At 69.4% G+C, this 24184-nt stretch carries 18 protein-coding genes; 6 read left to right on the forward strand and 12 right to left on the reverse strand.

Annotated features, from left to right (window positions below; genetic code table 11):
* Positions 1 to 22: 22 nt before the first annotated feature.
* Positions 23 to 898: a helix-turn-helix domain-containing protein gene (locus tag NE234_RS15610; RefSeq protein ID WP_256528842.1), complete on the forward strand. Its 876-nt coding sequence runs from the start codon at positions 23 to 25 to the stop codon at positions 896 to 898.
* Positions 891 to 977: a DUF397 domain-containing protein gene (locus NE234_RS45930; protein WP_406567017.1), complete on the forward strand. Its 87-nt coding sequence runs from the start codon at positions 891 to 893 to the stop codon at positions 975 to 977. Before NE234_RS15610 ends, NE234_RS45930 begins: the two co-directional genes overlap by 8 nt.
* 101 nt (positions 978 to 1078) lie before the next feature.
* On the opposite strand, the gene NE234_RS15615 is transcribed toward NE234_RS45930, so the two are convergent.
* Complete coding sequence (locus NE234_RS15615; protein WP_252781001.1) at positions 1079 to 2314, reverse strand: hypothetical protein; 1236 nt, start codon at positions 2312 to 2314, stop codon at positions 1079 to 1081.
* A 255-nt stretch (positions 2315 to 2569) separates the two neighbouring features.
* Here NE234_RS15615 and NE234_RS15620 point away from each other — a divergent pair, with 255 nt between their 5' ends.
* On the forward strand, positions 2570 to 5668 hold the full coding sequence (locus tag NE234_RS15620; RefSeq protein WP_252781002.1) for a DUF3427 domain-containing protein: 3099 nt from the start codon (positions 2570 to 2572) through the stop codon (positions 5666 to 5668).
* A 61-nt stretch (positions 5669 to 5729) separates the two neighbouring features.
* Here the strand turns inward: NE234_RS15620 and fxlM are convergent, their stop codons facing one another.
* The 4 genes from fxlM to NE234_RS15640 all read right to left on the reverse strand — a co-directional run bounded on the left by fxlM (position 5730) and on the right by NE234_RS15640 (position 12452).
* On the reverse strand, positions 5730 to 7802 hold the full coding sequence (gene fxlM, locus NE234_RS15625) for a methyltransferase, FxLD system (protein ID WP_252781003.1): 2073 nt from the start codon (positions 7800 to 7802) through the stop codon (positions 5730 to 5732).
* Positions 7803 to 7833: 31 nt separating this feature from the next.
* On the reverse strand, positions 7834 to 9105 hold the full coding sequence (locus NE234_RS15630; protein WP_252781004.1) for a lanthionine synthetase C family protein: 1272 nt from the start codon (positions 9103 to 9105) through the stop codon (positions 7834 to 7836).
* Positions 9102 to 12212: a lantibiotic dehydratase gene (locus tag NE234_RS15635; protein ID WP_252781005.1), complete on the reverse strand. Its 3111-nt coding sequence runs from the start codon at positions 12210 to 12212 to the stop codon at positions 9102 to 9104. The genes NE234_RS15630 and NE234_RS15635 overlap by 4 nt, the downstream gene beginning before the upstream one ends.
* A 99-nt stretch (positions 12213 to 12311) precedes the next feature.
* Positions 12312 to 12452, reverse strand: coding sequence for a hypothetical protein (locus tag NE234_RS15640; RefSeq protein ID WP_252781006.1), 141 nt, complete (start codon positions 12450 to 12452; stop codon positions 12312 to 12314).
* Between the two features lie 175 nt (positions 12453 to 12627).
* On the opposite strand from NE234_RS15640, the gene NE234_RS15645 reads away from it, so the two are divergent.
* The 3 genes from NE234_RS15645 to NE234_RS15655 all read left to right on the forward strand — a co-directional run bounded on the left by NE234_RS15645 (position 12628) and on the right by NE234_RS15655 (position 17008).
* The gene (locus NE234_RS15645) at positions 12628 to 13902 is read left to right on the forward strand and encodes a hypothetical protein (RefSeq protein ID WP_252781007.1); all 1275 of its coding nucleotides are present in this window, start codon (positions 12628 to 12630) and stop codon (positions 13900 to 13902) included.
* 344 nt (positions 13903 to 14246) lie between these two features.
* Positions 14247 to 15092: an LLM class flavin-dependent oxidoreductase gene (locus NE234_RS15650; RefSeq protein WP_252781008.1), complete on the forward strand. Its 846-nt coding sequence runs from the start codon at positions 14247 to 14249 to the stop codon at positions 15090 to 15092.
* A 257-nt stretch (positions 15093 to 15349) separates the two neighbouring features.
* Entirely contained in the window at positions 15350 to 17008 is a 1659-nt protein-coding gene (locus NE234_RS15655; protein ID WP_252781009.1) for a serine/threonine-protein kinase, read from the forward strand.
* Between the two features lie 51 nt (positions 17009 to 17059).
* Here NE234_RS15655 and NE234_RS15660 read toward each other — a convergent pair whose 3' ends face one another.
* The 7 genes from NE234_RS15660 to NE234_RS15690 form a co-directional block, all read right to left on the reverse strand.
* Positions 17060 to 17659, reverse strand: coding sequence for a hypothetical protein (locus tag NE234_RS15660; RefSeq protein WP_252781010.1), 600 nt, complete (start codon positions 17657 to 17659; stop codon positions 17060 to 17062).
* Positions 17608 to 18048, reverse strand: coding sequence for a hypothetical protein (locus tag NE234_RS15665; RefSeq protein WP_252781011.1), 441 nt, complete (start codon positions 18046 to 18048; stop codon positions 17608 to 17610). Before NE234_RS15665 ends, NE234_RS15660 begins: the two co-directional genes overlap by 52 nt.
* A 101-nt stretch (positions 18049 to 18149) precedes the next feature.
* The gene (locus NE234_RS15670) at positions 18150 to 18863 is read right to left on the reverse strand and encodes a hypothetical protein (RefSeq protein WP_252781012.1); all 714 of its coding nucleotides are present in this window, start codon (positions 18861 to 18863) and stop codon (positions 18150 to 18152) included.
* A gap of 602 nt (positions 18864 to 19465) precedes the next feature.
* Positions 19466 to 20461 carry an RNA polymerase subunit sigma-70 gene (locus tag NE234_RS15675; RefSeq protein WP_252781013.1) on the reverse strand — a complete coding sequence of 332 codons (996 nt, stop codon included), beginning with the start codon at positions 20459 to 20461 and terminating at the stop codon, positions 19466 to 19468.
* A gap of 216 nt (positions 20462 to 20677) precedes the next feature.
* A complete protein-coding gene (locus NE234_RS15680) occupies positions 20678 to 21670 on the reverse strand; it encodes a zinc-binding dehydrogenase (RefSeq protein ID WP_252781014.1) in 993 nt (330 codons plus the stop codon).
* A 127-nt stretch (positions 21671 to 21797) separates the two neighbouring features.
* On the reverse strand, positions 21798 to 22937 hold the full coding sequence (locus NE234_RS15685; RefSeq protein WP_252781015.1) for a serine hydrolase domain-containing protein: 1140 nt from the start codon (positions 22935 to 22937) through the stop codon (positions 21798 to 21800).
* A gap of 291 nt (positions 22938 to 23228) precedes the next feature.
* Positions 23229 to 24107 (reverse strand): 2-hydroxyacid dehydrogenase, encoded by an 879-nt coding sequence (locus NE234_RS15690; RefSeq protein ID WP_252781315.1) that lies wholly within the window; start codon positions 24105 to 24107, stop codon positions 23229 to 23231.
* Positions 24108 to 24184 lie beyond the last annotated feature (77 nt).

Consider the following 24184-nt stretch of genomic DNA (forward strand, 5'->3'; position numbering starts at 1 on the left):
CATAGTTCTCAAGGAGGCCCCCATGCCTGCTCACCCGCGCCCTACTGTCCGGCTGCGCCGCCTGGCTGGAAGCTTGAGCCGATTGCGTACAGCTCGCGGCCTGAGCAGGGAGGACGTGGCAGAAGCCACCGGCATCAACAAGGCCACGCTCTACCGAATCGAGAAGGCGAAGGTCCGCCCGCAGACGCGCACGCTCGCCGCCATGCTCACGCTCTATGGAGTCGATCCCGACGAGCAACGGGCTCTGACCAAGCTCCTCAAAGACTCGCCGCAGCCCGGATGGTGGCAGGCGTACACGGACGAACTGCCCGAGGAGTACAGCACCTACATCGAGTTCGAGGACGAAGCTCGGAGCGTCTGGAACTACGAGAGCCTCTACATCCCGGGCCTACTCCAGACCGAGGAGTACGCCCGCGCCGTCATCCCCGGCGGCATGCCATCCCTAAGCCGGGAAGAAGTCGACCGGCGAGTCCAGGTCAGGATGGAACGCCAAGCGATCCTGGACCGCGACCCCACGTTCCACCTCTGGGCCATCTGCGACGAAGCTGCGATCCACCGCGCGGTCGGCGGCCCAACCGTCATGCGCGACCAGCTCTTGCACCTCGTCTCGGCCATGGAACAGCCGAACGTTACGCTTCAGGTCGTGCCATTCGCCACTGGCGCGCACCCTGGCATGCCGGGATCGTTCGTCGTGCTTCAGTTCCCCGACGATCCGTCTGTTGTCTACATCGACAGCATGGCCGGCAACCTTTTCCTCGAAGAGGAAGCAGACGTACGTCGCTACACTGGACTCTACGAACACCTCAGAGCGGTTGCAATCAGCCCAAATGCCACCAGACAGCTGCTAACGCGCGTGGCCAGTGAGTACTCAGCGAGTGGAGAGACAGGCGATGGGTGACTTGTCCCCGATTGATTGGCGCAAGAGCAGCCGATCCAGCTCCAACGGCCAGTGTGTCGAGGTTGGAGTAGTCGAATAAGAGAAATGAAACCTGATGGCCACAGGCCTACGTCCGTCATAGATCAACGAAGTTGACCGCTACCTCTCCGGATCGCCTGAGGCCTCGGTGAGCGAATCTCGTCATCCACGGAACTTCGTCGAGTAATGCCATTCGAAGTATGGCTTACTTTCTTCCGTGAAGGATCCACATAGGCGCCCTTCAAGGCGCAGTAGATGAGTCTGGAGAGGTCCACCTGACTCTAGCGTAGCGACCACGATCGCCCCGCTCTGGTCGACGGAAACGTAGCCAGTTTCATAGAGAGCGTCACAACCGAACTGACATGCAGGCATCGCAACGTTAGATAGGTCGCGACGCTCTTCATCGCCGCAGAGGCTCCGCTTCTTGATGTGCGCGGCAACCAAAAACTGAACGGGGTAGGCATCGCCGCAGAGCGCGCAGGTTGCGACTTCATGTGAGCCGAAAAGATGTGCGCGCAAGGCGCGTTGCTCCCCACGCTCTTCCGCCGTGACCGGCCTACTTAGATCACCTTCATAGGTGATCGCACCTTCGTCTTGCGACGGCTCATCAGAGGCGTTCACAGGGCGTGCTGCGATTACACACGGCTTGTCACCTTGTAGCTCAACTCCTGGGAGCGTGAGCAGCACTCCTCCAACGAAGGCCCTGACGTCATCGATCTCATCAGAACAGAGTGTGACTCGCCCTGACGCGTGAAGCTCATCAAGTGCAGTCTGTACGTCAGCGATCGGCACCTGCCAGTCGCCTAGAAAACTCCGCATCGCGATGATCACATAGGGAGGGCGCAGGTCGAGGATTCGCATGAAACGGCCATGCGGCGCCTTGAACTCTCGGCCTAGTAGCCGTCGTAGCAATTGGACAGCGCTGTCGTTAGCTTCTGCGGGCAGTAGCACAGGGGCATCGGGAAACCGGTTGCCGAAACGCTCCATGAACCGATTGGCAAAGAAGTCATCCAGCGGGAATAGATAACCCTGCTGAACGCGGCCATCGCTATAAAATGGCCCGCGTCGCGGGTGACCTGTGCGCCAATCGAGTGGGACCTCACCGAGCGAGATTCGCTCGAATGCCTCCCGGTAAGCGGTCCTTACTAGCCTACCCTCCTCATGCCAACGCTCAGGCAGCTGCGCAGGCCTCCGAGCAGCGACGGCAGCGGTTGTTACAACGCTGAGCGCCGCCACTCTGCCTGCGTAGTGAATCACTGTGTCACCTGGGCGCACCTCAGTCATCGACGTCCAGTGCGCCGGGCGTCTCCCGTCCTTCGTCTTGATCGGAGCCCAGAGGATGCCCTCCTCCAGCTCCTCCTTGAACGACTCCCCCTGGTTCACCCACCAGTACGCCATCCAGCGGACCCCTCCTTGATCTCAACAGCTCCAAACTACGGCAGGAGACCGACAAAAGCGGCAAAGTTGGGTATCCACCGACGTTGCCGGCTTAAGCGGTCGGAAGATGGGAGCGGACGCAGGTGGTGATTGCCCGAGCGGCTTCGCAACCTCCGAATATGCGCATGTGGCAGCAGCCGCTCCACGGCGATCCGCAACCGCGCGAGTCTGGGGGTGGACACCGCTTGACGGGCTGCAGACCGTACGGTTGCCTACATGGCCGAACTGCCCGCCGGGGTCTATGAGCACCTCATAACTGTTGACCTGCAACGACGCTTGGGTTCCGTGGACAGCGCCCTCGTCCACACCAAGCGCCTAGCCGAGGGCGACGCCGATGAGATGCTTGCGCGCCATCTCGATGAACTCACGCGTCGTGCGCTCAAGATGGTGCGTGAAGCCGGCGGGAAAGATCCGTTGGAAGCTCAGGTAGCCGCAGCGAATCGGATCGCCGAGGCTATTGCGTCAGTAACCGTTGATTCGGTCACTTACGGTGACGTCGTTGCTGATACACAGGAGCTGCTGCTCGCCATCGCGGCTAAGCATCAGCCCGATGGAACTGTTGCCTTCCCCGAGCGTCCAGATATCCCGCTCTCCACGAGTGCCCTTCTAGTGAACGGCAGGGACCAGCCGCAGATCGGCCGTGAGGTGGTCAAGGAGCTTGCATCGGCTGATCAGGTCGATCTCCTCTGTGCGTTCATCAAGTGGCATGGCCTGCGGCTCATAGAGGCTGGGCTCCGACGCTTCACTGAGCGTGGCGGGAAGCTTCGAGTGATCACTACTACCTACATTGGCGCAACGGAGCGGAAGGCGCTGGATCGGCTCATCGAGATGGGAGCCGAGGTCAAAGTCAGCTACGAGACCCGGACCACCCGTCTCCATGCCAAGGCATGGCTCTTTCACCGAGCTTCCCAGCTCGACACCGCGTACGTCGGCTCGTCCAACCTGTCCAAGACAGCGCTGACAGACGGCAAGGAGTGGAACGTCCGGATCGCGCGTGCGGAGCAGCCACACCTCCTAGACACCTTCGAAGCCACCTTTGACGAGTACTGGGCAGATCCCTCCTTCGAGGACTACGACCCGGACCGAGATGCCCAGCGGCTCGACGAAGCCCTGAAGAAAGAAGCCGGTGGTCCCCTCGAGCTCCCACTTCAGATCACTAACATCTCTGTTGCGCCGTATCCCTACCAACGCGAGATCCTGGATGAGCTGCAGGCAGCGCGCGAGCTACATGATCACTGGCGCAACCTAGTCGTCATGGCAACCGGCACTGGCAAGACCGTCGTTGCCGCACTCGACTACAAGCGGCTGCGAGCGCAGGGCACCGTCAAGTCGCTGCTGTTCGTCGCGCACCGCAAGGAGATCCTGCAGCAGAGCCTTTTGACCTTCCGGCAGACGCTGCAGGATGGCTCGTTCGGTGAGCTGCTGGTTGATGGTCAACGACCGCAGGAGTGGACGCACGTCTTCGCTTCGATCCAGTCGCTGTCCCGCCTCGAGATCGAGCCCGACCACTTCGACATGGTGATCGTCGACGAGTTCCACCACGCAGAGGCAGCGACGTATACCCGGCTCCTCGATCGCCTGAAGCCGAAGGTGTTGCTCGGCCTCACTGCGACACCAGAACGCACAGACGGCGCCGACATCCTTCACTGGTTCGACGGTGGCAAGCCGACCGTAGAGCTTCGGCTCTGGGAAGCCCTGGAACGAGACCTCCTCGTCCCGTTCCACTACTTCGGGATTCACGACGCGACTGACCTGTCTCAGATCACGTGGCGGCGTGGCACCGGCTACGACATCACAGAGCTGACGAACCTCTACACCGGCCATGAAGCGCGTGTATCCATGGTGATCAAGGCGCTGACGGACAAGCTCGCCAACGTCCGCGCCATGCGCGCAGTCGGCTTCTGCGTCAGCATCGCGCATGCGGAGTTCATGGCGGCGCGCTTCAACCAGGCGGGGATCCCGTCGATCGCGGTGACCTCAGCAACTGATCCCAGCGCGCGAGCGCAGGCCCTGGTAGACCTGCGCAATCGGGAGATCAACGCCGTCTTCACGGTGGACCTGTTCAACGAGGGCGTCGACGTACCTCAGATCGACACGGTGCTCTTCCTACGCCCCACCGAGAGCGCCACCGTCTTCCTGCAACAGCTCGGCCGCGGCCTGCGGTTCGCCGACAACAAGCCTTGCCTCACGGTCTTGGACTTCGTTGGGCGTCAGAACGTCAACTTCCGCTTCGACCTGCGATACCGAGCGCTCACCGGTGACAGTCCCCGCCAGCTCGAACGCGACATCCATGACGGGTTCCCCACTCTGCCCGCCGGCTGTCACATCGACCTCGATCGAGAGGTCAGCAAGCTGGTGCTGGAGAACCTGAAGCAGGCGCTCAACGCCAACAAGAAGGCGATCCTCGCGGAGATGCGCAGCTTGGCGGAGCGGAGCCTGGCTAGCTTCCTCGAGGAGACCGGGCTCCAACTCGAGGATCTGTACACCGGCTCACGAGGAGGCTGGGTTGGCCTTCGCCGCGAAGCTGGCCTTGAGCAACGGCTTCCGGAAGACCTCAAAGATGACCGTAGTCTTGCCGCTGCAATCAGCCGGATGCTGCACGTAGACGACCCCGAGCGGATCGCCTTCGTCCGTGATGTGCTCTCACGTGACGAGCCGCCTCGGCTGGAGGCTTTTGATGCTCGTCAACGGCGCCTCCTGGCTATGTTCCATGCATCAGTGGACAGCAGTCTGCCGCTAAGTGCCCTCACTCGGAACCTCGCGCGCTTCTGGTGGAACCCGGCTCGGAGGGATGAGGTCCTAGAGATCACCGAGGTGCTACGAGCCCGCCTTCACCGCATCACCCCTACGCTGGCCGAGGCGAGCCACATCCCTCTTCGCCTCCACGCCACCTACACCAAGGACGAAATCCTCGCTGCGTTCGGCATGGAGAAGCCGCGATCGTGGGTAGCAGGAGTTCGCTGGATGCCTGAGGAGCAAGCCGACATCTTCTTCGTGACGATCAACAAGACAGAAGAGCACTTCTCGCCGCAGATGATGTACAGCGACCGAGCCATCAGCCCTACGGACTTCCAGTGGGAGTCCCAGCATCTCACCCGTGAGAACTCCGAGACTGGCCAACGGTACATCCACCACGCCGAGCGAGGATCAAGCGTTCATCTCTTCGTCCGCGAGCACAAGGGCGATCCGTTCATCTACGCCGGTCCGATGACGTACAAGAGCCATGAGGGAGAGCGTCCAATGCGTATCCGCTGGCAACTGGCTCATGAGCTCCCTGCGGACGTCTTCCACTACGCCAAGGTCACAGCAGGATGATGCGCACTCCCGTCCGGGCCTGGCCCTAACGGCTGGGCGGTCCTCATCTCCCAGGGGTTCGTCACCAGCTGATCGTCACCCGCGTGGTGGGCCGATCAATGAGTATGCCGGGCGCGAGCTCCCCATCAGGAGTACCCGCGGGGTGGGCGGTGATGATGGGTTGGGAGGGCCGGTCGTTGTCCCATTGGTGCAGCAGGTCGGTGAGGCTGGCGGCGAGCTTGACGCTGTCGGGCCCGTGCGCGATCACGCCGAGCTCGTCGACGTCCTCGCTGCAGGGGCGTACCGCGATGTAGGCGATCGTGCCGCCGTCGTACAGGCAGGCGCCGGCCCAGCGCCGGGCGGGGTTGATCAGGCCGCTGTCGCGGGCTGCGTTGGTGACGGCCAGGCGGCCGAACCGGCTGGCGCTGGTGGCCAGCCACAGGTCGAGGTGTTCGACCGGTTCGTCGTCGCGGACCCGTAGTCCGGTCCAGTGCTCATGGGCGGGGTGGGTCAGGGCCTGGGTGAGCAGGTCGTCGTCGTGGGGGTCGCGGGCGTCCAGTTTCAGGACGACGTCGGGACTGAGCTGGGTGATGTGGTCGCCGTGGGCGGCGCTGCCGCGCATGGGCACGAACCCGCACACGCGGGCGTGCCTGCTGACCATCCGGCCCGAAGAATTGAGGTCGAAGGCGATCGAGCGGGTCAGGCCGCTGCCGTGCAGGCGCAGCGGCACGACGATCCGTCCGCCGGGGGCGAGCTGTTCCCACCATGGAGAGGGGATGTCCCACGCTTCGGCGGTGACGATGATCCTGTCGTACGGGGCGCCGACGGGATATCCGGCGGCGCCGTCCCCGCAGATCGCCTCGACGTTGCGGTAACCGGCCCTGGCCAGCGCGGCGCGGGCCCCAGCGGTCAGGTCCTCGTCGATCTCGATGGTGACGACTCGACCGGCGTCGCCGGCCACTTCGGCGATCAGGGCAGCGTTGATGCCGGTGGCCGCACCGATCTCCAGCACCCGGTGGCCGGGGTGGACGTCCAGGTCCTCCAGCTGGGCGGCGACCAGGTTCGGATGGGAAGCCGAGGAGATCGCGCTGCCGTCGGGGGCTCGTTTGGTGATGACAACCTGCGGGGCGTAGGCGGTCGCCAGGTCGACGCCTTCCAGGAACAGGTGCCGCGGCACGGCGAGGAAAGCCTGCTCTACCTGCGGGGTGCGGAACGTGCCGCGCCTGCGGATGTAGTCGACCAGGCCGGCCCGCAGCTGCGCGGGGTCAAGGCGCGAGGTGTCGATGGTGTCGTTGGCCACCGCTGTCAGCGTAGCCGCAGGTGCGGCGGCAAGCGGTGCCCTTCCGGGACCTGGAGGCTCCAGGTCCTGGTGGAAGACGGCATGGGCTGCTGTACCTGCGAGGACACCTTGCACATCGCCCGGCAGGCCCATCCGGTTCCAGGCGAACAGGATGTGGTGGGCGAGTACGGCCCGCACACCCCTAGTGAGGCGCCCGTCGATGGCGAGGTCGGCGATGCGCCGGCCGGTGTGGTTGAACGCGTCGGGCCAGGCGGGGACAGCCATGAGGGGACTGTCGACGCTGTGGCCGGCGGCGGTGATGAGCTGCTGCACGCTGCGCACCGCGGCCTCCGGCGGGACCGGCTGGTCGCTGCTCCGGTGAGCAGTTACCTGGGCCCACACGTCGCCTTGTTCGTACCAGTCCAGGCCGGCGCCGCGCATCAGCGCAGTGCCCAGGAGCAGCCCGAGTTCCCGCCGGTGGTCCAGGCGCGCGTGCCGGATGTAGTCGAGGACGTGACGGCTGTCGGCATGGAACAGCTGGTGGGCCAGGTCGATGCCGTCGGGGCCGCCGAACGCGCGGGTTTCGGGCTCATAGATCGAGGTGGTCCACCGCCGGATCGCGCCGGTGGCGGTCAGCTCCCGCATGAGCTGTTCGAGGAGGGCGGTGGCCTGCGTCTGTCTGCCAGGGACGGGAAGGTAGCGGATCCGCCAGGAGACGCCCTTGCGGAGGAACCACCACGAGGTGATCACCTGAGCGTGCTCGGCGGCGACCAGGTGCGGGCCGAGGCGGCTGACGGCGATCTGCTCGGCGGTCTGCCAGTCGTCGCACCACAGGGTCACTTGCCGCCAGAGGGTGTCCGTGGTCGGGATGTTCATCGCAGGGGGTTCCTTCACAGTTCGGCGTTGACTAGTTGATCAGCAGGCTCGTTTCCCAGCCTCCGGAAGTCCCGGTCGCCAGGGTGTGCAGGACCAGCGCGGTCCCGGCGTTCCCGTCGATGAGCCCCGGCGTCTGCCCGACACGGGAGGCGTCGACGGTGGCCAGGAGCGTGTCGAGCAGGCCGGGCAGCCGGGCGCCCAAGTCGGCAGAGAGCGCGTCGCCGGCGGCGCACCAGGTGGTGGCGATCAGACCGGCCCAGCCGTGGCAGATCGCGGCGTCGGTGAGCCGGGCGAGTTGCGTCGGGTCGCAGAGGCATCGGGTGAGGGCCTGTTCGGCGTGGCGTTGCCGTTCCCGGTCGCCGAGAGCTTGGGCGGCGAGTTGCTGGGCGCGGGCGATGCCGGGGGTGCCGTAACACCAGGAGGGCCGGGTCGGGCCGGTGCGGGCGGACCGGCCGGCCCGCAGGTCGGTCAGGGTGACCCGTTGTGGCCACCCGGGTCCCGTGGCGGTGTCGTAGCGCCAGGCGTCCAGCCACTGGCAGATCCGATGGATGGCGGTGGCCTGCCCGTCGACGGTGACGCCTTGCCGCATCGCGAGGGCGAGCAGCGCGAGAGGACCGCTGATCCCGTGGGCCATGCCGAGGTCGGCGTGGCCGCCCCGGAAGAGGTCCGCAGGCCTGCCGTGGGGAATGTCGCTGGTCCACCAGCCCGGTGCTGCGTGCCCGGCTTCGTCGCCGGCGGGGAGCGGTTCGGTCAGCCGCACCAGGTAGGTCAGCACCTGGCGGCTCAGCGGTCCGTGTGGGTCGCGGCGCAGTAGGTAGGCGCCGAGTCCGGTCAGGCCGCGTACGAGGTCGAATTCGGCTCGGCTGGGGCGTGCCACGGCGGCGATCCGGGCGGCGGCCGCCTGCAGGCGGGTCTGCACCAGCGCGGTCACGGCGGCGTCCAGCTTCTGCTCCGCCTTCGGATACCGGCCCGGCGGGGCTGTGACGGTGATAGCGAAGGCGACGGCGGGCGCCCCGTGCCATAGACCCGCGTTGGGGCCGGCGCTGATGTCCTCGCCGACGGCATGCGCCAGCCACTGGTGGGCGCGGCCCCAGTCGCCGAGACCGGCGCGCGCGCGACAGCCGTGCAGGATCGCGACGCCTGCGGCTCCCTTGGACAGGGACTGGCCCGGCCGGTGGGTGTCCGCAGGGCCCCGGTGTGTTCCGCAGGGCGGCGGGACGGCGAGGGCGTCTGACAGGCGGGCGGCGAGCTGGTGGGCGGCGTGCCGCTGCCGCGCGGGCAGGACCTCGGTGAGCGAGCTCATCGCTGCTCCTCGGCGGTGTCGTGGCGGGCGACCCAGCTGAGGGCGGCCGCGCGGGCGAGTCGATCGCAGAGCTGTTCAGCGTCGGGGTCGATCCCGCGGGCCCGGTTGTGGTGCAGGTGCAGCAGCGATCCGGTCACCGCGGCGGCCGTCACCGGGGAGCCGCCGGTGGCCAGGCGCTCGGTGTAGGTGACAGCCGCGTCACGCCGAACCTTCCAGGCATCGTTCAGCGTGCCGAGCTCGTGGAAGGCCACCGGAGCGTTCGGCGGGCCGGCCAGGCGGAGGGTTTCACGGACAAGACCGCGGTCGAGCGCCGGCGCCGGGGCGGTGCGCCTGGTGGCGACGAGCCAGCGCATTCCGGTACGGCGGTCTCCTGCCAGAGCGCAGGTCAGATCGATCATGCTGACGGCGGTGAGCACACTGGGATGGACGTCGCGCGTGGCGGTCAATGCCTGTACCTGCGCGACGGCGGCCGCGGAGTCGGCGGCGAACAGAGCTTCGACGGCGGTCTGAGCCGTGCCCGAGCCGTAACGGGCGGTCTCCGGGTGGTAGGTGTCCAAGACCAGAACAGTGGCCAGGCCGCGTCGCCGTAGCTCAGTTGTCCAGGATCCGACCCGGGAGGCGGCCTCGCCGTACTCCTCGACGCGGCGCAGGTGAAGGCGGAGCCGCAGGTGGGGGCGAGGGTCCCGGTACCGGATGAACCACCACATCGGCGCAGGCTCCCAACCGGCCAGGAGCTCGGGCACCGCTCGGGTGAGGATCGTGTCGAACACCTCCGGGTGCCCGTACACCTTGGCGAACAGCACGCCGGCCCCAGGGAGGACACCGTCCTGGTGGTCGACCAGCGGCAGGGGGCCGGGACGGTTCACGACGGCGGGCGCCGGACCCGAGGGTGTGGACGACGCGATGGGGACGACGAGCTCGTGGGCGCGACCGCCGAACCATCCATGGTCGGCGGCCGACGTCGCTTCGGACACCACGGTGGTCTGCCCTCGCTTGGTGGCCTTGTCCAGGTGGTCCCGCAGCACCGCGCGATCCATCGGCGCGTCCAGGTTCAGCCGCAGGAGACGATCGGACTCACCGACGCTCACGGTGGACGGGAGGCCGAGACGCTCGCGTAGGGCGCTCAGCGCGGCGTCCCAGACCGGGCCGGGGGCCTCCCGGCCGGGGAGCGCGGCTGCGGGGATGCGCCACCGTGCCGGAGCCAGAACGGTGCGACCGGTACGGATGCGGGGCAGGAACGGCATGCAACCGGCAGGTCCCCAGGCGAACGGTGTCAGCGCCGCGTGCCGGGTGCGGGCGAGCTCGAAGACGAACCGGGCGAGCGGCGGTAGGGCGTGCCGGGCCGGCGCATGGGCCAGCAGGGGCTCGACGATCTGTTGCCGGGACCGCGACAGGAGGTACAGGGCGTGGGGGTCTGCGGTGACCGCGAGGTCGGGGAGGCAGAAGCGTCCGGGTTCTTCAGCACGGTGCTCGGCGAGCGTGAGGATGTCAGGCAATAAGCGCGGTGCGCAGGTGAGGTTCTCTACGCGTGGATGCACGGGCGGAAAACACAGCTGCGCGGCGATCGCCCCGTCGACGCTGACCGGCAGCCGGTGGAACACGCCGATCATCCGCTGCTGGTCCTCATCGGGCAGCAGGTCGAGGAACCGGCCGGCCAGGGCCGCCGCTGTTCGGCCCACTCCGACAACCATCAGCGTGAACGCTCCTTCGGCCAGCGCGGCCATCGTCGGCGCGGACACCTCGACGCACATGGCCGCGTGCGGAGCAGGCCGCGGTTGGATCGCCTCTCCCGCCGTCAAGGTGTCGATGAGGTGGTCATCGAGGACGACTTCGCGAGCACCGTCCAGGGCCGCTTGCTGGGCCAGCGCCAGCAAGCGTTGATCCCGCTGCGACATCGGCGCCGCCTGGCTCTGGTGCTCTGGGTTCGCGTAGTGCGTGGGATACCCGAGGCCGGCCACCGGATCGATGAGCCGATCGAGAGGGACGACCGCGCCGGTGCCGTAGCGGGCCAGGAACCTGTCGTGGTAGTCCTGCCAGCCGGGGTGCCCGCCGGGGTAGGGGCTGAGGCGTACGAGCGCGTCGGCTGCGTGGGCGGCCTCGGCGGCGACATCGGTGGGCAGCACCGCGGCGCAGTCCAGCCGGACATTCAGCCGCAGCGGCTGCTCGACCTCCGCGAGCGCCCGCATCCGACGCACCGCAGCTTGAGTTTCGCTGGCGTCGCAGGGCCCGGAGGCGGACTGCAGCAGCGCCTGAACGTCCACCAGCTCGTGAACAAGGACCGCGGCCTCGTCGACGTCCGCAGCGTTCACCGCCTGGAGCTGGTCGAGGAGATGGGCGAGACCGTCGGTGCTCGTCGACGGCGGCCGCAGACACGTGACCAGGACACCGCAGGCGATCAGGTCCGCAACGACATCATCGAGCGCGGACGCCGCAGCGGCAGGGAGCGCGGCAGCCAGTTCCTTCAGCAGATCCTCGCCACGGATGGGCAACGCCGCCGTGCGCAGGATGACCTCGACCGCCCGGTTGGCTCGCACGGACATCTCCGCCGCGATGGGCCGGGCCGGGTCCCCGGCATGTGGCTGCCACGGCACGACCAGCCGCTCCCCACGCATGAACACCAGGTCGTTCACCGTGACGGTGAGGCGGTGCCGAAGCTCGACGCACGCTTCGAGCCGGGCGATCACACCGGTCAACCACACGGCGTCCGCTCGAACACGAACGTCATGCTCATCGCCGCACCGCGCGAGCGTCTCCGGGCCGAACCGAACAGGGGCGATCCCCGCGAACAGCGCGAACGGGGTTGCTCTGCCGCCGGCCCGCACCAGGTACCGGGACAGCGACAGCATCATGCGCCGCACCTTGTCCGGGCGGGGCCGATGTCCCCGGCTCACCGCCGCGACGCGGGCGGCCAGTGCGGGGCTGGCGATCGCGATGGCGTCAGCGATCGTTGTCTCGGACCAGACGGCGGTGAGCCAGGCGCACCACTGCTCGAGGTCGGGTTCGTCGTCCAGACCCGGCCAGATGCCGGGCAGCGGCGTGCTCGGGTAGGTGGTCGCTCGCAAAAGTGCGGCGTCCAGGGGACGGTACCGCCCTGGCGCTCTGCGCAACCTGGCACCTCGCTCCGCGTGTTCTGACCTTCGGGGTGTCCGGGTCCTTCGGGTGGCTGCCGTGGGCAGGCCGCTGCAGCCGCCCGAAGGGGAACAGAGTCAGCAGTCGCCGTTCTTCAAGGTGTCGCACCCGTCATCGGTGTTGCCCAAGAGCACGGAGACCGCGCTCCCGGCCTCGACGATGCGGATGTCCAGTTCGAGGGCGGAGCCGGCCTGCCGATCCAGCGTCACGGTGGTCATCGCTTCCTCCTGCTGCTGTGCGGATGGTCTGGCATCAGCAAAGACCTGGGCGGACTCGATCGGAAGACGCCGCCGTGTTGAAGGGTGTTGAAAGTCGGGCGAGCCCGTCGGGAGTCCGTCACAGTGAGGGGTGGATCGGTAAGCGCAAGCGGGGCACTCTCGAAGAGGTGAAGGCATGCCGGTCAACATCGCCTTACGGGCGGCGATCGAGGAGGCGGGATGGACTCTCGCGCAGACGGCTTCGGCGGTGAACGCGGTCGGGGCCGAGAACGGCCTCAAGCTCTACTACGACCGCACCGCCGTCTCGCACTGGCTGGCGGGCACGGTCCCACGCAAGGACGCGCTCTGGTGCGCGGTAGAGGCGTTCGCGCGGCGCCTGGGCCGGCCGATGAACCCGCAGTCGCTCGGATGGCCCGGTACCGAAATCACGGTATTGGACCCGTGGTCCGGTGAGGTGCTGATGCGCCTGACCCAGATCGGCCGAGACGACATGCTCGACCGGCGTAGCGTGCTCACCACCGGCGTCTACTCCCTCACCGCGCTCGCCATACCGGCAGCGCCGAGCCCGCGGCAGATATCGGGTACGGCAGGAGCCGCCGAGCAGATCCGGGAGACGACCCGGTGCTTGTCCCGGCTCGATGACCTGTACGGCGGCGGGGCCGCCCGCTCGACCGTCACCGCCTACCTCACCCACGACGTCGTCCCCCTGCTCCGCACCGCGAGAGGCCCAGCCCGCGCCGAGATGTTCTCCGCAGCCGCCGACTGCGCCTACCTAGCCGCCTGGATGGCCGCCGACGACATGCGCTCCGCCTTGGCCCAGCAGTACTACGTCCAAGCCGTCCGGCTGGCCGACGAGGCCGGCGACCCGATCGCGCGAGGAAGGGTCCTGCGATCGCTGGCGCTCCAAGCGCTCGAACTCGGCCACCCCGCCGAAGCGCTCCACATCGCCGATGCGGCCGTGGCCGCAATACGCTGCGGGTGCCCGGCCCGGACGCGGGCCTGGATCTTGGGGATGCGCGCCGAGGCCCTCGCCGCCGTAGGCTGCGGCCGGGAAGCTCGCAGCGTTCTACGTGCGGCGGAGCAGCTCCTGGAAGCGGCTGACTCGCCTCCGGAAGGCCAGTGGACGGGTAGCTATCGGCGCGAAGCGTGGCAGCATCAGGCCGGGACTCTGCTTGCGCGCCTGGACGATCAGAATGAGGCGGAGATGCAGCTTGCCGCCTCACTCGCGTCACGTCGCACGGTCGAGCGCAGATCTCGCGTACTGATCGGCACGCGGCTCGCCCGGGTCCAGCACCGCCGCGGCGATCGAGACGCGGCCGCGCAGACGCTGGCGCGGCTCCGCGACGACATCGAAGCGGTCTCCTCTGCGCGTATCGACCGTGAACTGCGAGCGCTGCCGAATGATCTACTGCCAACCGGCCCGAGCAGGAAGCGGCGTACCGCTCGCTGAAAAGGCGCGGCAGCAGGTCAGAAGTCGGGCTCCTCGACGTGCCGGGACACCTGACGGTAGTTCTGGCCGGGAACGGGTTCGAGATCAGCGGCGCGCATCCACACGTCCACGCCACGCCAGAGGACGTACTCGCGCGCGAGCCAGGCGAAGTGGGCATGCCAGGTGCCGCGCTTGTCCCGCGCCCAACCTGCTTGCCAGGCGGACGGGGGTCGGCTTACTGTGTGATCACTTCGACGAGGCGCTCGCCCAGAGGTATGCCGCAGAGCGGGAGCGTCCCACCTCGATGAGGTGATGGAGGGGCGGCAGGTTGTATTTGTCGACCCTTCCTCTCGGAGGTCTCTGTCATGAACGTCGGTATCGGTCTGCCCATCGGCGACCCGGCTCTCCTGCTCGACTGGGCGCGGCGCGCTGACGCCGGCCCGTTCAGCACGCTCGGCCTGCTCGATCGGCTCGTCTACGACAATCCCGAGCCCCTGGTGGCGCTCGCCGTCCTCGCGGGGGCGACGTCCCGTGTCCGCGTGCAGACCGAGGTGCTGCTGGCTCCGCTGCGCGACACCGTGCTGCTCGCCAAGCAGGCCGCCACGCTCGACCGGATGTCCGGGGGCCGGCTGGTCCTCGGCCTCGGGATCGGCGGGCGCGAGGACGACCACCAGGTCGCGGGCATCGACCCGCGGACGCGCGGCCAGCGTCTCGACGAGCAGCTGGCGGTGATGCGCCGCCTCTGGTCCGGCGAGCCGTACGGCGACGGTGCCGGGCCGATCGGGCCCGCGCCCGCTCGTACCGGCGGCCCTGAGGTGCTGTTCGGCGGGTTCAAGCCGGTCGCGCTCGAACGGGTCGCGCGCTGGGGTGACGGGTTCCTCGCCGCCGCGGCGCCGTCGTGGGCGGGCGATCTATTCGACACCGTCCGTGCGTTCTGGAAGGAGCACGGGCGTGAGGGCGAGCCGCGCATCGTCGCGCAGGTGAACGTCGCGCTCGGCTCGCAGGACGTGATCGACGACGCGCGTGCCCGCATGGGCGCGTACTACGCGTTCAGCGGCATGGCCGATCGGATGGTCGCCGGGATGCTGACCACGCCCGGCGAGATCCGTGAGGCGATCGCCGCCTTCACCGACCTCGGCGCCGACGAGGTGATGCTGTACTGCTACGGGCTCGACCCCGCCCAGGTGGACCGCCTCGCCGACGCCCTCTGAGGACTCCGGCGGGGCGAAGCGGGGCCGGCTCCACTCGCGCGGACCGCGTGGCCGCGTGGCCGCCCGGCGAAGGCGACCGCGCGGCCGCCGGTCACGCACCGACCCACTCCAGAGATCACTTCGTTACCGGCCGCGCCCGAACGGATCGCAGGGAGTGAGCGTCAGACTCGCCGACGAAACATGATCTTGAATGCCTGACGTGCTCACCGGATCTCTCGATCGGGCATGGACGGTTCGGCGGTGTGGAGGAGCGCGCGGTGACCAGTCGAGTTCTGTTGCCCGGCGACCCACGGCGCCTCGGCCCGTACGAGCTGACGGAACGTCTGGGGGCGGGCGGGCAGGGCGTCGTCTACCTGGCCAGACGTGCCGACGACCCCGGGGGCTTCCCGCGGCGCCTCGCGGTGAAGATGCTCCGCCAGGACCTGGCGATCGACGACGCGGCGCGCGCCCGTTTCGTACGGGAGGTCGCGGCGGCCAAGGAGGTCGCCCGGTTCTGCACGGCGCAGGTGGTGGACGCCGACGTGACCGGCGACCGGCCGTACATCGTCAGCGAGTACGTCGACGGCCCGTCCCTGCAGCGGCTGATCTCGGAGAAGGGGCCGCGGGACGGCGCCGATCTCGAACGGCTGGCGATCGCGACCGCGACCGCGCTCGTCGCCATCCACGAGGCCGGGATCGTGCACCGGGATTTCAAGCCGCAGAACGTCCTGATCGGCCCGGACGGGGCGCGGGTGATCGACTTCGGCATCGCGCGCGCGTTCGACGCCGCCGCCACGATGCCCGGCCAGGTCTTCGGCACCCCGCCGTACATGGCGCCCGAGCAGCTGAGCGGCGGTGTCATCACGACCGCGACCGACGTCTTCGCCTGGGCGTCGACCGTCACGTACGCGGCCTGCGGGCACCCGCCGTTCGGGAACGACACCTTCGAGGCCGTCGCCGCCCGCATCCTGACGCACGAGCCCTTCCTCGGCGGTCTGGAGAGTCCGCTGCGCGATCTCGTCGCCGACTGCCTGGCCAAGGATCCCGGCGACCGCCCGTCGGCCCAGCAGGTGCTGCTGCGTCTGCTCCGGCGCAGCGAGGTGGTCGCCAGGCCGGCCGGTGACGCGCCCGCCGGCGCGCCGGCCACCACGGTCATGCTGGCCGCGGGCACCGCGCTCGCCGACCCCACGGGGACCGCTTCGCTGCCGAGCGCCCTCCCCGGGGCGCTCGGTGCCGCCGGTTCCCACCGGAGCGCGGCGGACGTACCCTCCGGGGACACCATCGCACCGGCGCCCGGTGAGCCGGGTCTGGATACCTCGCCGTGGTCTCGGCAGGCGCCGCCCGGGGAGGGGACCGCGTCCGGCGAGACGCACGGCGCGGCGAGGCCGAGACGGCGGAGGCGACGCGTGGTCGTCCTGTGCTCCGTGGCGTTCGCGGTCGTGGCCGTCGCGGCGGCGACCGTGGTTCCCGGCCTCGTCCATCGAGGAGGACCTGGCGCCACAGAGGCGGAGGCGGTCCGCAGGCTGCTGGGCTCGCATCTGGCGGCGGGGGACCCGCTGGCCGGAAAGCTCGCGGCGACCTGCGACGACGTCGCCGCCTCGGTCCCGGCCTTCGAGCGGCTCGTGGCGGACCGCCGTATGGAGTCGGCTCAGGCGCGCGCCCTGCGGGTCGACCGGTTGCCGCACGGCGCCGAGCTGCGGCAGGCCATCGGTGACGCGTACCGGTTCTCGCTCTATTCCGATCAGGCCCACCTCAAGCACGCCAAGTACGTCACGTCGCTGGGCTGCGGCCCGCGGAACGCGCCGAACAGCGAGTACCTGCAGCAGGCGACCGGCCTCGACGACCGTGCCGCTGCCGCCAAACGGCGGGTCGTCGAGCTGTGGACCCCGATCGCGCGGAAGGAACACCTGCCGGTCTACCAGTGGAACCAGCTCTGACGTCGGCCCTGGACGGCCTCCCCGGTGCTCCCGGCTTCTCGGCGGGGCCCGTCAGGAGCGCAGGGAGGCGGCGGCGCGGAGGACGGCGGACCACTCCTCGGGGGTCGGGTCGACCTGGGTGTGGGCGGTGAAGAGGGGGTGGAACTCCACCTTCCGCGGCGGCTCGCCGGTGGCGGGGTCCAGGCGGAGGGCCAGGTCGCGCATATCGGGCACCGGGTTCCTGCCGAAACGGCGCGCGATCGAGACCAGGAGCCCGTCCAGGACGGCTGCGGGCTCCTCGGCGGGCGGGAAGGTGACCGCGTCGCCGCAGCGGCGGGCCTGCTCCTCGTAGCGGTCCTCCCAGAACTCCACCCGCCAGCCCGGCCACAGGTCCGGCAGGGCGGGAAGCAGGCCGGGGACGGACTCGATCGTCCACGCGCCGGCGGTACGGGACCGGACGTCGACGTGCAGGCCGCCCTCCGGAATCACGGGCAGGGTCACCTCCGCGAGGCCCCCCGCGGGGAGCCGGTCGAGGAGGGCCGGGCCCTGCCAGGCGCTGTGGTCGTCCGCCCAGTCGAACGGGTACACGGTCAGCCGGCCGGTCTCGTCCCGTACGGTCACTAGGTGCGGCGGCCAGTCCGCCGACGGGTTCGGCTCCAGCTTCTCCGGCATGGCCCGGTCGTCGGCGACGCGGACGACGGAGCGGTCCACGCCGACGTGGGCGGCGAGGTCGCCCAGGCCGTCGTACGCCCAGCGGACGTCCCAGCCGGCCAGGTGAGCGGGAGCAGGCGCAGGAAGGCGCGTTTGGGCGGCAGGTCCATCATCAGGTCGTCACCGAAGAAGACGAGCCGTCGGGTGCGATGGTCGACGACCGCGCCGCCTTCGCCCCAGACGTCGTTCAGCCACTCGTCCGGTGCGCGCCGGAGCTGTGCGGTGATGAAGCGGGTGGCCGCCTCGGGCCCGGCGACCAGGACCGAGCAGATCTGATTCGCGGCCCAGTGGTCGTAGTACAGCCGCCATCCGGTGTCGTCGACCAGCACGAAATTCGCACGGTTCCCCATGACGGTCATCCTGGCCCCGGGCGCGCGGCCACGTCACGGCATTATGCCGGTGCGGCCGGGTGCTCGACGGCAACCGACCGACCGGCCGACACGGAACTCGGTCACTTACCGCTTCTGCCGTAATAGTGGCGGCGTGCGATGCGCCGCGGAGTGAACCATCCGGGCCTGAGCCGGGTCGCGACGAACCAGGCGATCTCCAGCACCGCCGTCGCCCAGCCGACGCCCGCGGCGAACCAGCGCCCTACCGGCTGCCCGTCGCCGTGTCCTGGCATGACGGCGCAGCCGAGCCCCGCCCACAAGGCAACGATGCCCAGGCCATAGGCCCAGCGCGAGAGGTCGGACCACCAGGCGTACAGCGGGGCGTCATCCTTCAGATCGGCGCGGACGCGCCGCACGCGCTTGGCATCGCTGAGCCCGGGCCACCACTCGGCGATCTCACCCGGGGTCGCGACGTGACGGCGGGCCAGGAATCCCATCTGGACCGCCGTGATCAACAAGGAGGCGGCGGCGATGAGGAGTAACAACGTCACGCCTGGCCAGCGCAGCGAACTCGGCTGCTGGACGACCACCCCGGTGATCGCGATGGCGGCACCGGCGAGCAGCGGCGCGGCGATGCCGGTCATGAATTCGGTCGCCGGCGCCTCGCCGTAGAACTCGGGAACATCGAAGCCCTGCGGCTCGACGCCGCCTTTTCCGCCGGGCGCGGAAGGTCGAACAGGCGCGGCGGGTCCGGAGGCGCTGGAATCCGCCGGTGGCTCTATTGCGGACATGCGGTCAGCATAAGCAGGAGAAAGCGCGGGCGCACGCGCGATCAATTGATCAAGTCACGGGAAACACCGATGAGATCAACAGCGTTCGGCTCCTTGAAAGCGGCTTCGGAACGCGTCTACGCTCTCATTGTGAGTGACGATCGAATGTACGACGCTCCTGCTCCGCCGCCGGAGTCGAGACGGCGCTGCACGTGCGGTGCGCGGCCGGGAGCGGAGCACGACGTGGAGTGCGAGCTGGCGGAAGAGCCGGTGGACGAGCTCCTCGAGAATTCACGGCCCTCTTTCTGGAGGCGGCTGCGTCGCGACCGCAAAGAACGCTCCGAGCCGGAATCAGAACCAGAGCCCGAATAGGGTGCGGGCGGGCCGGCTGAAAGCACGTCCGATGCCCCGCCGGGCAGATGTTCGGCCGGTCATTCGAATCGAATGCGACGGGGGAAGTGCAGGCGGCCCTGGCCGGGCGTGCGGCGCGGCGCGGAGGACGGCGGGAGGAGCCATCGACCGGGCGGATGCCGCCGCCTGCGCCATGACCCGCTTGGAGAACAGCCTGCTCCCAGCGTTCGGGCTGCCACGATCACTCCCCAGCCGGCAGCCGCCGACCTGCTGACCCCACGGCACCGCGTCGCGGGCGGCGACATCGACCTCGATGATCAGCGCGGGAGCACGTCCGGGAGGCCGAACGCCGCGACCAGCGCGGGATCGTGGAATTTGATCACGCGGGAGACGCCGGCGGCGGTGGGGGCCAGCACCACGGCGCCGTCGGCTCGGAGCACGCCGTCCGCATCCCGGTGGTACACGACGGCGGCGGGTTGGCCGTTGGCCGCGGTGGCGATCATCCGCCAATCGCCCGGTGTGCCCAGCACGTACGCGTCGAGCGTGTGGATGCACCTCGCCCGGCCCGCCTGCCATTCGCGGAACGGCGTCGCCTCCAGCGTGGCGTCCGCGCGCAGCACCTGTTCCAGCAGTCCGGCGTCGGAGCGTTCGAAGGCCGCGATGTAGCCGTCGAGAAGCGCGCGTGCCCGTTGGTCGGTCGGTTCCAGTAGTTCCTCGGGCTTCGGCTCCACCTCGTCCAGGCGGGCACGGGCGCGCTGCAGACCGCTCTTGACCGCCGCCGTGGTGGTGTCGAGGATCTCCGCGGTCTCGGCCGTCGAGAACGCCAGCACCTCGCGCAGGATGAGGATCGCCCGTTGGCGGGCGGGCAGGTGCTGCAGGCCGGCGATGAGCGCGAGCCGCAGCGACTCGCGCTCGATCACCACCGCGGCCGGATCGTCGGCGGGTGGGGCGATCCACGCGTCCGGCAGCGGTTCCAGCCACGCGACCTCGCCCGGCGCGAGAGGACTCGGCGGGCGATCGGGGCCGTCGTACGGGCCCGCCAGGCCTGAGGGCAGCACCCGGATCGAGCGCGGCTGCAGCGCCTTCAGGCAGACGTTCGTGGCGATCTTGTAGAGCCAGGATCGAATCGACGCCCGGCCCTCGAAGCCGGAGTAGGACCGCCACGCCCGCAGGTAGCTCTCCTGCACCAGGTCCTCGGCGTCGTACGCCGAGCCGACCATGCGGTAGCAGTGCGCCAGCAGTTCCCGGCGGAACTGCTCGGTCTCGGCGGTGAACCGGTCGTGATGCGGTGCCGCCCGCAGCTCCGATGTCACGCCGGGAGCCTAGTGCCGCGACGCCTTCGGGCATGGTCCACGGGCCGACGCCGCCAGGCCCTGTTCCGGCCACCGTCGACGTCGGTGGGGGTGTCGTACATCACGACGAATCGCGCCGGCCGCTCAGGGGCCGGGTCCACGGTCGCGGTCATCTGTTCCAACTCCTGTCGTGGGAACCTCCGGTGCGCGGTGCCACCGGCTCGGCACGAGGGATTTTCAGGGCAGCAGGGCCAATTTGCCGACGGTGGCCCTGGCCTCCAGTTCCGTCAGCGCTTTCGGGCCGTCGGCCAGTTCGTACACGGTCGGCGTACTGGGGGCGAGCACGCCGGCCGCGATCAGCGCGGACAGCTCCCCCATCAGCTCGCCGAAGATCTGCGGTGCGGCCTGGATCAGCATGCCGATGTTGAGGCCGATCAAGTGGACCTGGTGCTCGTACACCAGCTCCCAGTTGGTGATCGGGGCTTCGCCGCCCGCCACGCCGTAGACGATGACCCGGCCGGTGACCCGCTTGGCGGCGGCCAGGCCGGCGGCGAAGGTGGCGCCGCCGGCCGACTCCAGAACCACATCGGCGCCGGAACCGCCGGTCAGCTCCATCACCGCGGCGGCGAGGTCGCCGCCGCGAGAGTCCAGGACGTGGTCGGCTCCCAGCGCCAGCACCGTCTCGTGCTTGCCCGGCGAGGCGGTGGCGATGACCGTCGCACCGTAGTGCTTGGCCATTCTCACTGCGGCCTGGCCGGTCGCACCCGCCGCGGCGTGGATCAGTACGACCTGCCCGGCGGTGATGCCGCCCAGCGGCCTGAGCGCGGCCAGCGCGGTGGGCCAGTTCACGACCAGACCCAGCGCCTGCTGCTCCGTCCAGCCCGCGGGCACCGGCACCGCCGCGGGCGCGGGCAGGACCATGTACTCGGCGAAAGCGCCGGTTCCGACGCCGACGACGCGGGCCCCCGGTCGCGGGCCGGTCACCGCCTCGCCCACCGCGACGACCTCACCGGCGGCCTCGAAACCCGCCAGGTACGGTGGCCGCGGGCCGCCTGCGAACGTGCCATGGGCCTTCGAGAGGTCGGCGAAGTTGACCCCGGCGGCGGTGACGCGGATCAGGACCTCACCCCGGCCGGGGCTCGGCACCGGCGCGTCGGTGATCAGGCGCATGTCCTGCGGGCCGTGGAGGGAGGTCTGCTGCAGCGCGCGCATGGTCGCGGGAATGCTCATCGGCGATCGGCCTTCTCTCATGTAGATCCCGGCCACCACGAGAAGGAATCGGCCGTTCCCGGAACCGCACGGGCTCGGCTTCCGCCGGCAGGCCGCGGTCGGGCCGCCGAGCCGTCGTACGGGCCGGTCAGCCGCAGAAGGCGGCCTCGGCGACCTTCTTCAGGTCGGCATGGAAGGCCGGGTCGGCTTGGAGCTTCTCGTCCGTCTGGTTGTAGGAGATGATCGCCTGCCGCCTACCGTCCTTGCTGGTGTACGCCCAGGTCCGGTAGCCGGGCCATCCGCCGTCGTGGCCCCAGGCGCTGCCGCAGCGGAGGCGTACGCGGTAGACGCCGAGGCCGTAGTCCTCCGGGGTGCCGTCGTCGATGACCGCGCGCGTCGTGGTCAGCTCGCGCTGCTGGGCGCGCGGGAGCAGCCGGCCGGTGAACAGGGCCCGGTGGAACGTCGCGACGTCGTCCACGGTGGAGATCATGCCGCCGGAGGTCCAGCCGCTGGACGGGCTGATCACGGTGCTGACGTCGCCGTACGAGCCGTAGTAGCCGTGGACGTACGGGCCGGAGAAGCCGGTGCCCCGGGGCATCGAGGTGTGCTTCAGGCCGAGCGGCCGGATGATGCGCCGGCCGATCTCGGATTCCACTCGATGCCCGGTGACCTTCTCGATGATCATTCCGGCGAGGATGTAGTTGGTGTTGGCGTAGCTCCAGCCCTTGCCCGGCTCGAACAACGGCTTCTTCTCCAGGGCCATGTCGACCAGTTCCCGCGGCTGCCACACGCGCGCGGGCTGCGTCTGGATGCGCGGGTCCAGGGCGTACTCGTTCAGGCCGCTGGTGTGCTGCAGCAGGTTCCGTACCGTGATGCGGCGGCCGTCATTGCCGTTCGCCCGCACGACCCCGGGCAGCCAGTGGTCCACGGTGTCGTCCAGCGAGAGCTTCCGCTCGGCCACCAGCTGCAGCAGCACGGTCGCGGTGAACGTCTTGGTGATGCTGGCGATCCTGATCTGGTCACGGGGGTCCATCGGAGCGCCGGTCTCCTGATCCGCGACACCGGCGGCGAGGTGCGCGACCTCGTTCCCCCGGCGCGTCGTCACGATGACGCCGGGCTGCCCGTCGGCGACGAGGCGGTCGACGGCCGTGCGCAGCCCCTTCGGCTGCCGACCGTCGGCCGTACTCGCCTTCGGGGAGGTCGGACGGTCGGCCGCGTTCGCGAGCGGTGCGCAGACGGCCGTTACGACCGCCGCCGCGAGCAGGCCGGCCGTCGCACGTCGGGCCACAATTCCAGCGCGAGCCATCACGTCTCCAGGTTCAGCGTTCAGGTCGGTCGGTGACGTGATCAACACTGCTGGACGACGGGTGGGGCGCACATTGGTCCCAACCGGCGTATCCGAGGGTGTACCTGGCACCACCACGGCTTCGATGCCTCGGCGATGTCCGGCCGGACATCAGGGCGGCGATCGGCGGCATAGCCGTGCGGCGCCCGGATGTCCCCTTCGACGGATTCCCAGGCGGGGATCCGATCATTGCAGGGCTCACGGGGCCGGCGGGCCGCGTGGCGCACGCGTCGGTCAGGCCGGGCGGGTGACCTGGTTGAGGAGGGGCTCTCCGGCGGCGAACCTGCGCAGCTGCTCGGCGATGAGGCGTTCGGCGCGCGGGTAGAACGTCGCGGAGCCGCCGGCCACGTGCGGGGTGATCAGGATGTTCGGCGCCGACCAGAGGGGGTGGCCGGGCGGGGGCGGCTCGGGGTCCGTGACGTCGAGGGCGGCGCGGAGCCGGCCCGATCCGGTCTCGGCGAGGAGGGCGGCGGTGTCGATGGTGCCGCCGCGGCCGACGTTCACGACGAGCGCGTCGTCGGGCAGGGCGGCGAGCAGGCGGCCATCGAGGAGGCCGGTGGTCTCGGCGGTGAGCGGCAGGGTGGACACGACGATGTCCGCGTGCGGCAGCAGGTCCGGCAGTTCGCCGACGCCGTGCACCGACTCGGCCGGGCGGGCGCGGCGGGCCACGCGCCGTACCTCGACCTCGAAGGGCAGCAGCCGGGCCTCGACGGCGGCGGCGATCGAGCCGTACCCGAGCAGGAGCACCCGCGAACCGGCGAGCGAGCGGGTGAAGTGCGGCCGCCAGCACTCCTCGTCCTGCTCGCGGACCCACCGGGGCAGCTCGCGCTGCGCGGCGAGGATCAGGCCGAGCACGTGTTCGGCGACGCTGGCGTCGTGCAGGCCCCGGCCGTTGCACACCGTGACGCCCGGCGGCACGTGCGGCAGCAGGGTGTCGACGCCGGCGCTGAGGCTCTGCACGGCCTCCAGTTTCGGCATGCCGCTCAGGAGGTCGAGGGTGCCGGGCCCCTTGGCGTACGGGAGCACGTAGAACCGGACCTCGGACAGGTCCGCCGGGGCCGGGCCCGTACCGTCGTAGATCCCGACGGTCAGGGAGCCAGGCCAGCCGCCCATCAGGTCGGCGACGTGCGGCCAGGGGACGAGCGTGTCGGGCGGGGCACTCACGAGCTCATCTTCCCGTACGACGTTCG

The organism is Actinoallomurus rhizosphaericola (assembly GCF_024055675.1).
In the GTDB taxonomy this organism is placed as follows: domain Bacteria; phylum Actinomycetota; class Actinomycetes; order Streptosporangiales; family Streptosporangiaceae; genus Actinoallomurus; species Actinoallomurus soli.

Excerpts from the sequence above, each read along its gene's own strand:
- NE234_RS15630 (WP_252781004.1), bottom strand. The coding sequence starts at position 9,105 with ATGAGCTCGCTCACCGAGGTCCTGCCCGCGCGGCAGCGGCACGCCGCC.
- NE234_RS15660 (WP_252781010.1), bottom strand. The coding sequence starts at position 17,659 with ATGCCGGAGAAGCTGGAGCCGAACCCGTCGGCGGACTGGCCGCCGCAC.
- NE234_RS45930 (WP_406567017.1), top strand. The coding sequence starts at position 891 with ATGGGTGACTTGTCCCCGATTGATTGGCGCAAGAGCAGCCGATCCAGC.
- fxlM (WP_252781003.1), bottom strand. The coding sequence starts at position 7,802 with ATGAACATCCCGACCACGGACACCCTCTGGCGGCAAGTGACCCTGTGG.
- NE234_RS15690 (WP_252781315.1), bottom strand. The coding sequence starts at position 24,107 with ATGGGCGGCTGGCCTGGCTCCCTGACCGTCGGGATCTACGACGGTACG.
- NE234_RS15620 (WP_252781002.1), top strand. The coding sequence starts at position 2,570 with ATGGCCGAACTGCCCGCCGGGGTCTATGAGCACCTCATAACTGTTGAC.
- NE234_RS15610 (WP_256528842.1), top strand. The coding sequence starts at position 23 with ATGCCTGCTCACCCGCGCCCTACTGTCCGGCTGCGCCGCCTGGCTGGA.
- NE234_RS15645 (WP_252781007.1), top strand. The coding sequence starts at position 12,628 with ATGCCGGTCAACATCGCCTTACGGGCGGCGATCGAGGAGGCGGGATGG.
- NE234_RS15680 (WP_252781014.1), bottom strand. The coding sequence starts at position 21,670 with ATGAGCATTCCCGCGACCATGCGCGCGCTGCAGCAGACCTCCCTCCAC.
- NE234_RS15615 (WP_252781001.1), bottom strand. The coding sequence starts at position 2,314 with ATGGCGTACTGGTGGGTGAACCAGGGGGAGTCGTTCAAGGAGGAGCTG.
- NE234_RS15650 (WP_252781008.1), top strand. The coding sequence starts at position 14,247 with ATGAACGTCGGTATCGGTCTGCCCATCGGCGACCCGGCTCTCCTGCTC.
- NE234_RS15665 (WP_252781011.1), bottom strand. The coding sequence starts at position 18,048 with ATGGGGAACCGTGCGAATTTCGTGCTGGTCGACGACACCGGATGGCGG.
- NE234_RS15640 (WP_252781006.1), bottom strand. The coding sequence starts at position 12,452 with ATGACCACCGTGACGCTGGATCGGCAGGCCGGCTCCGCCCTCGAACTG.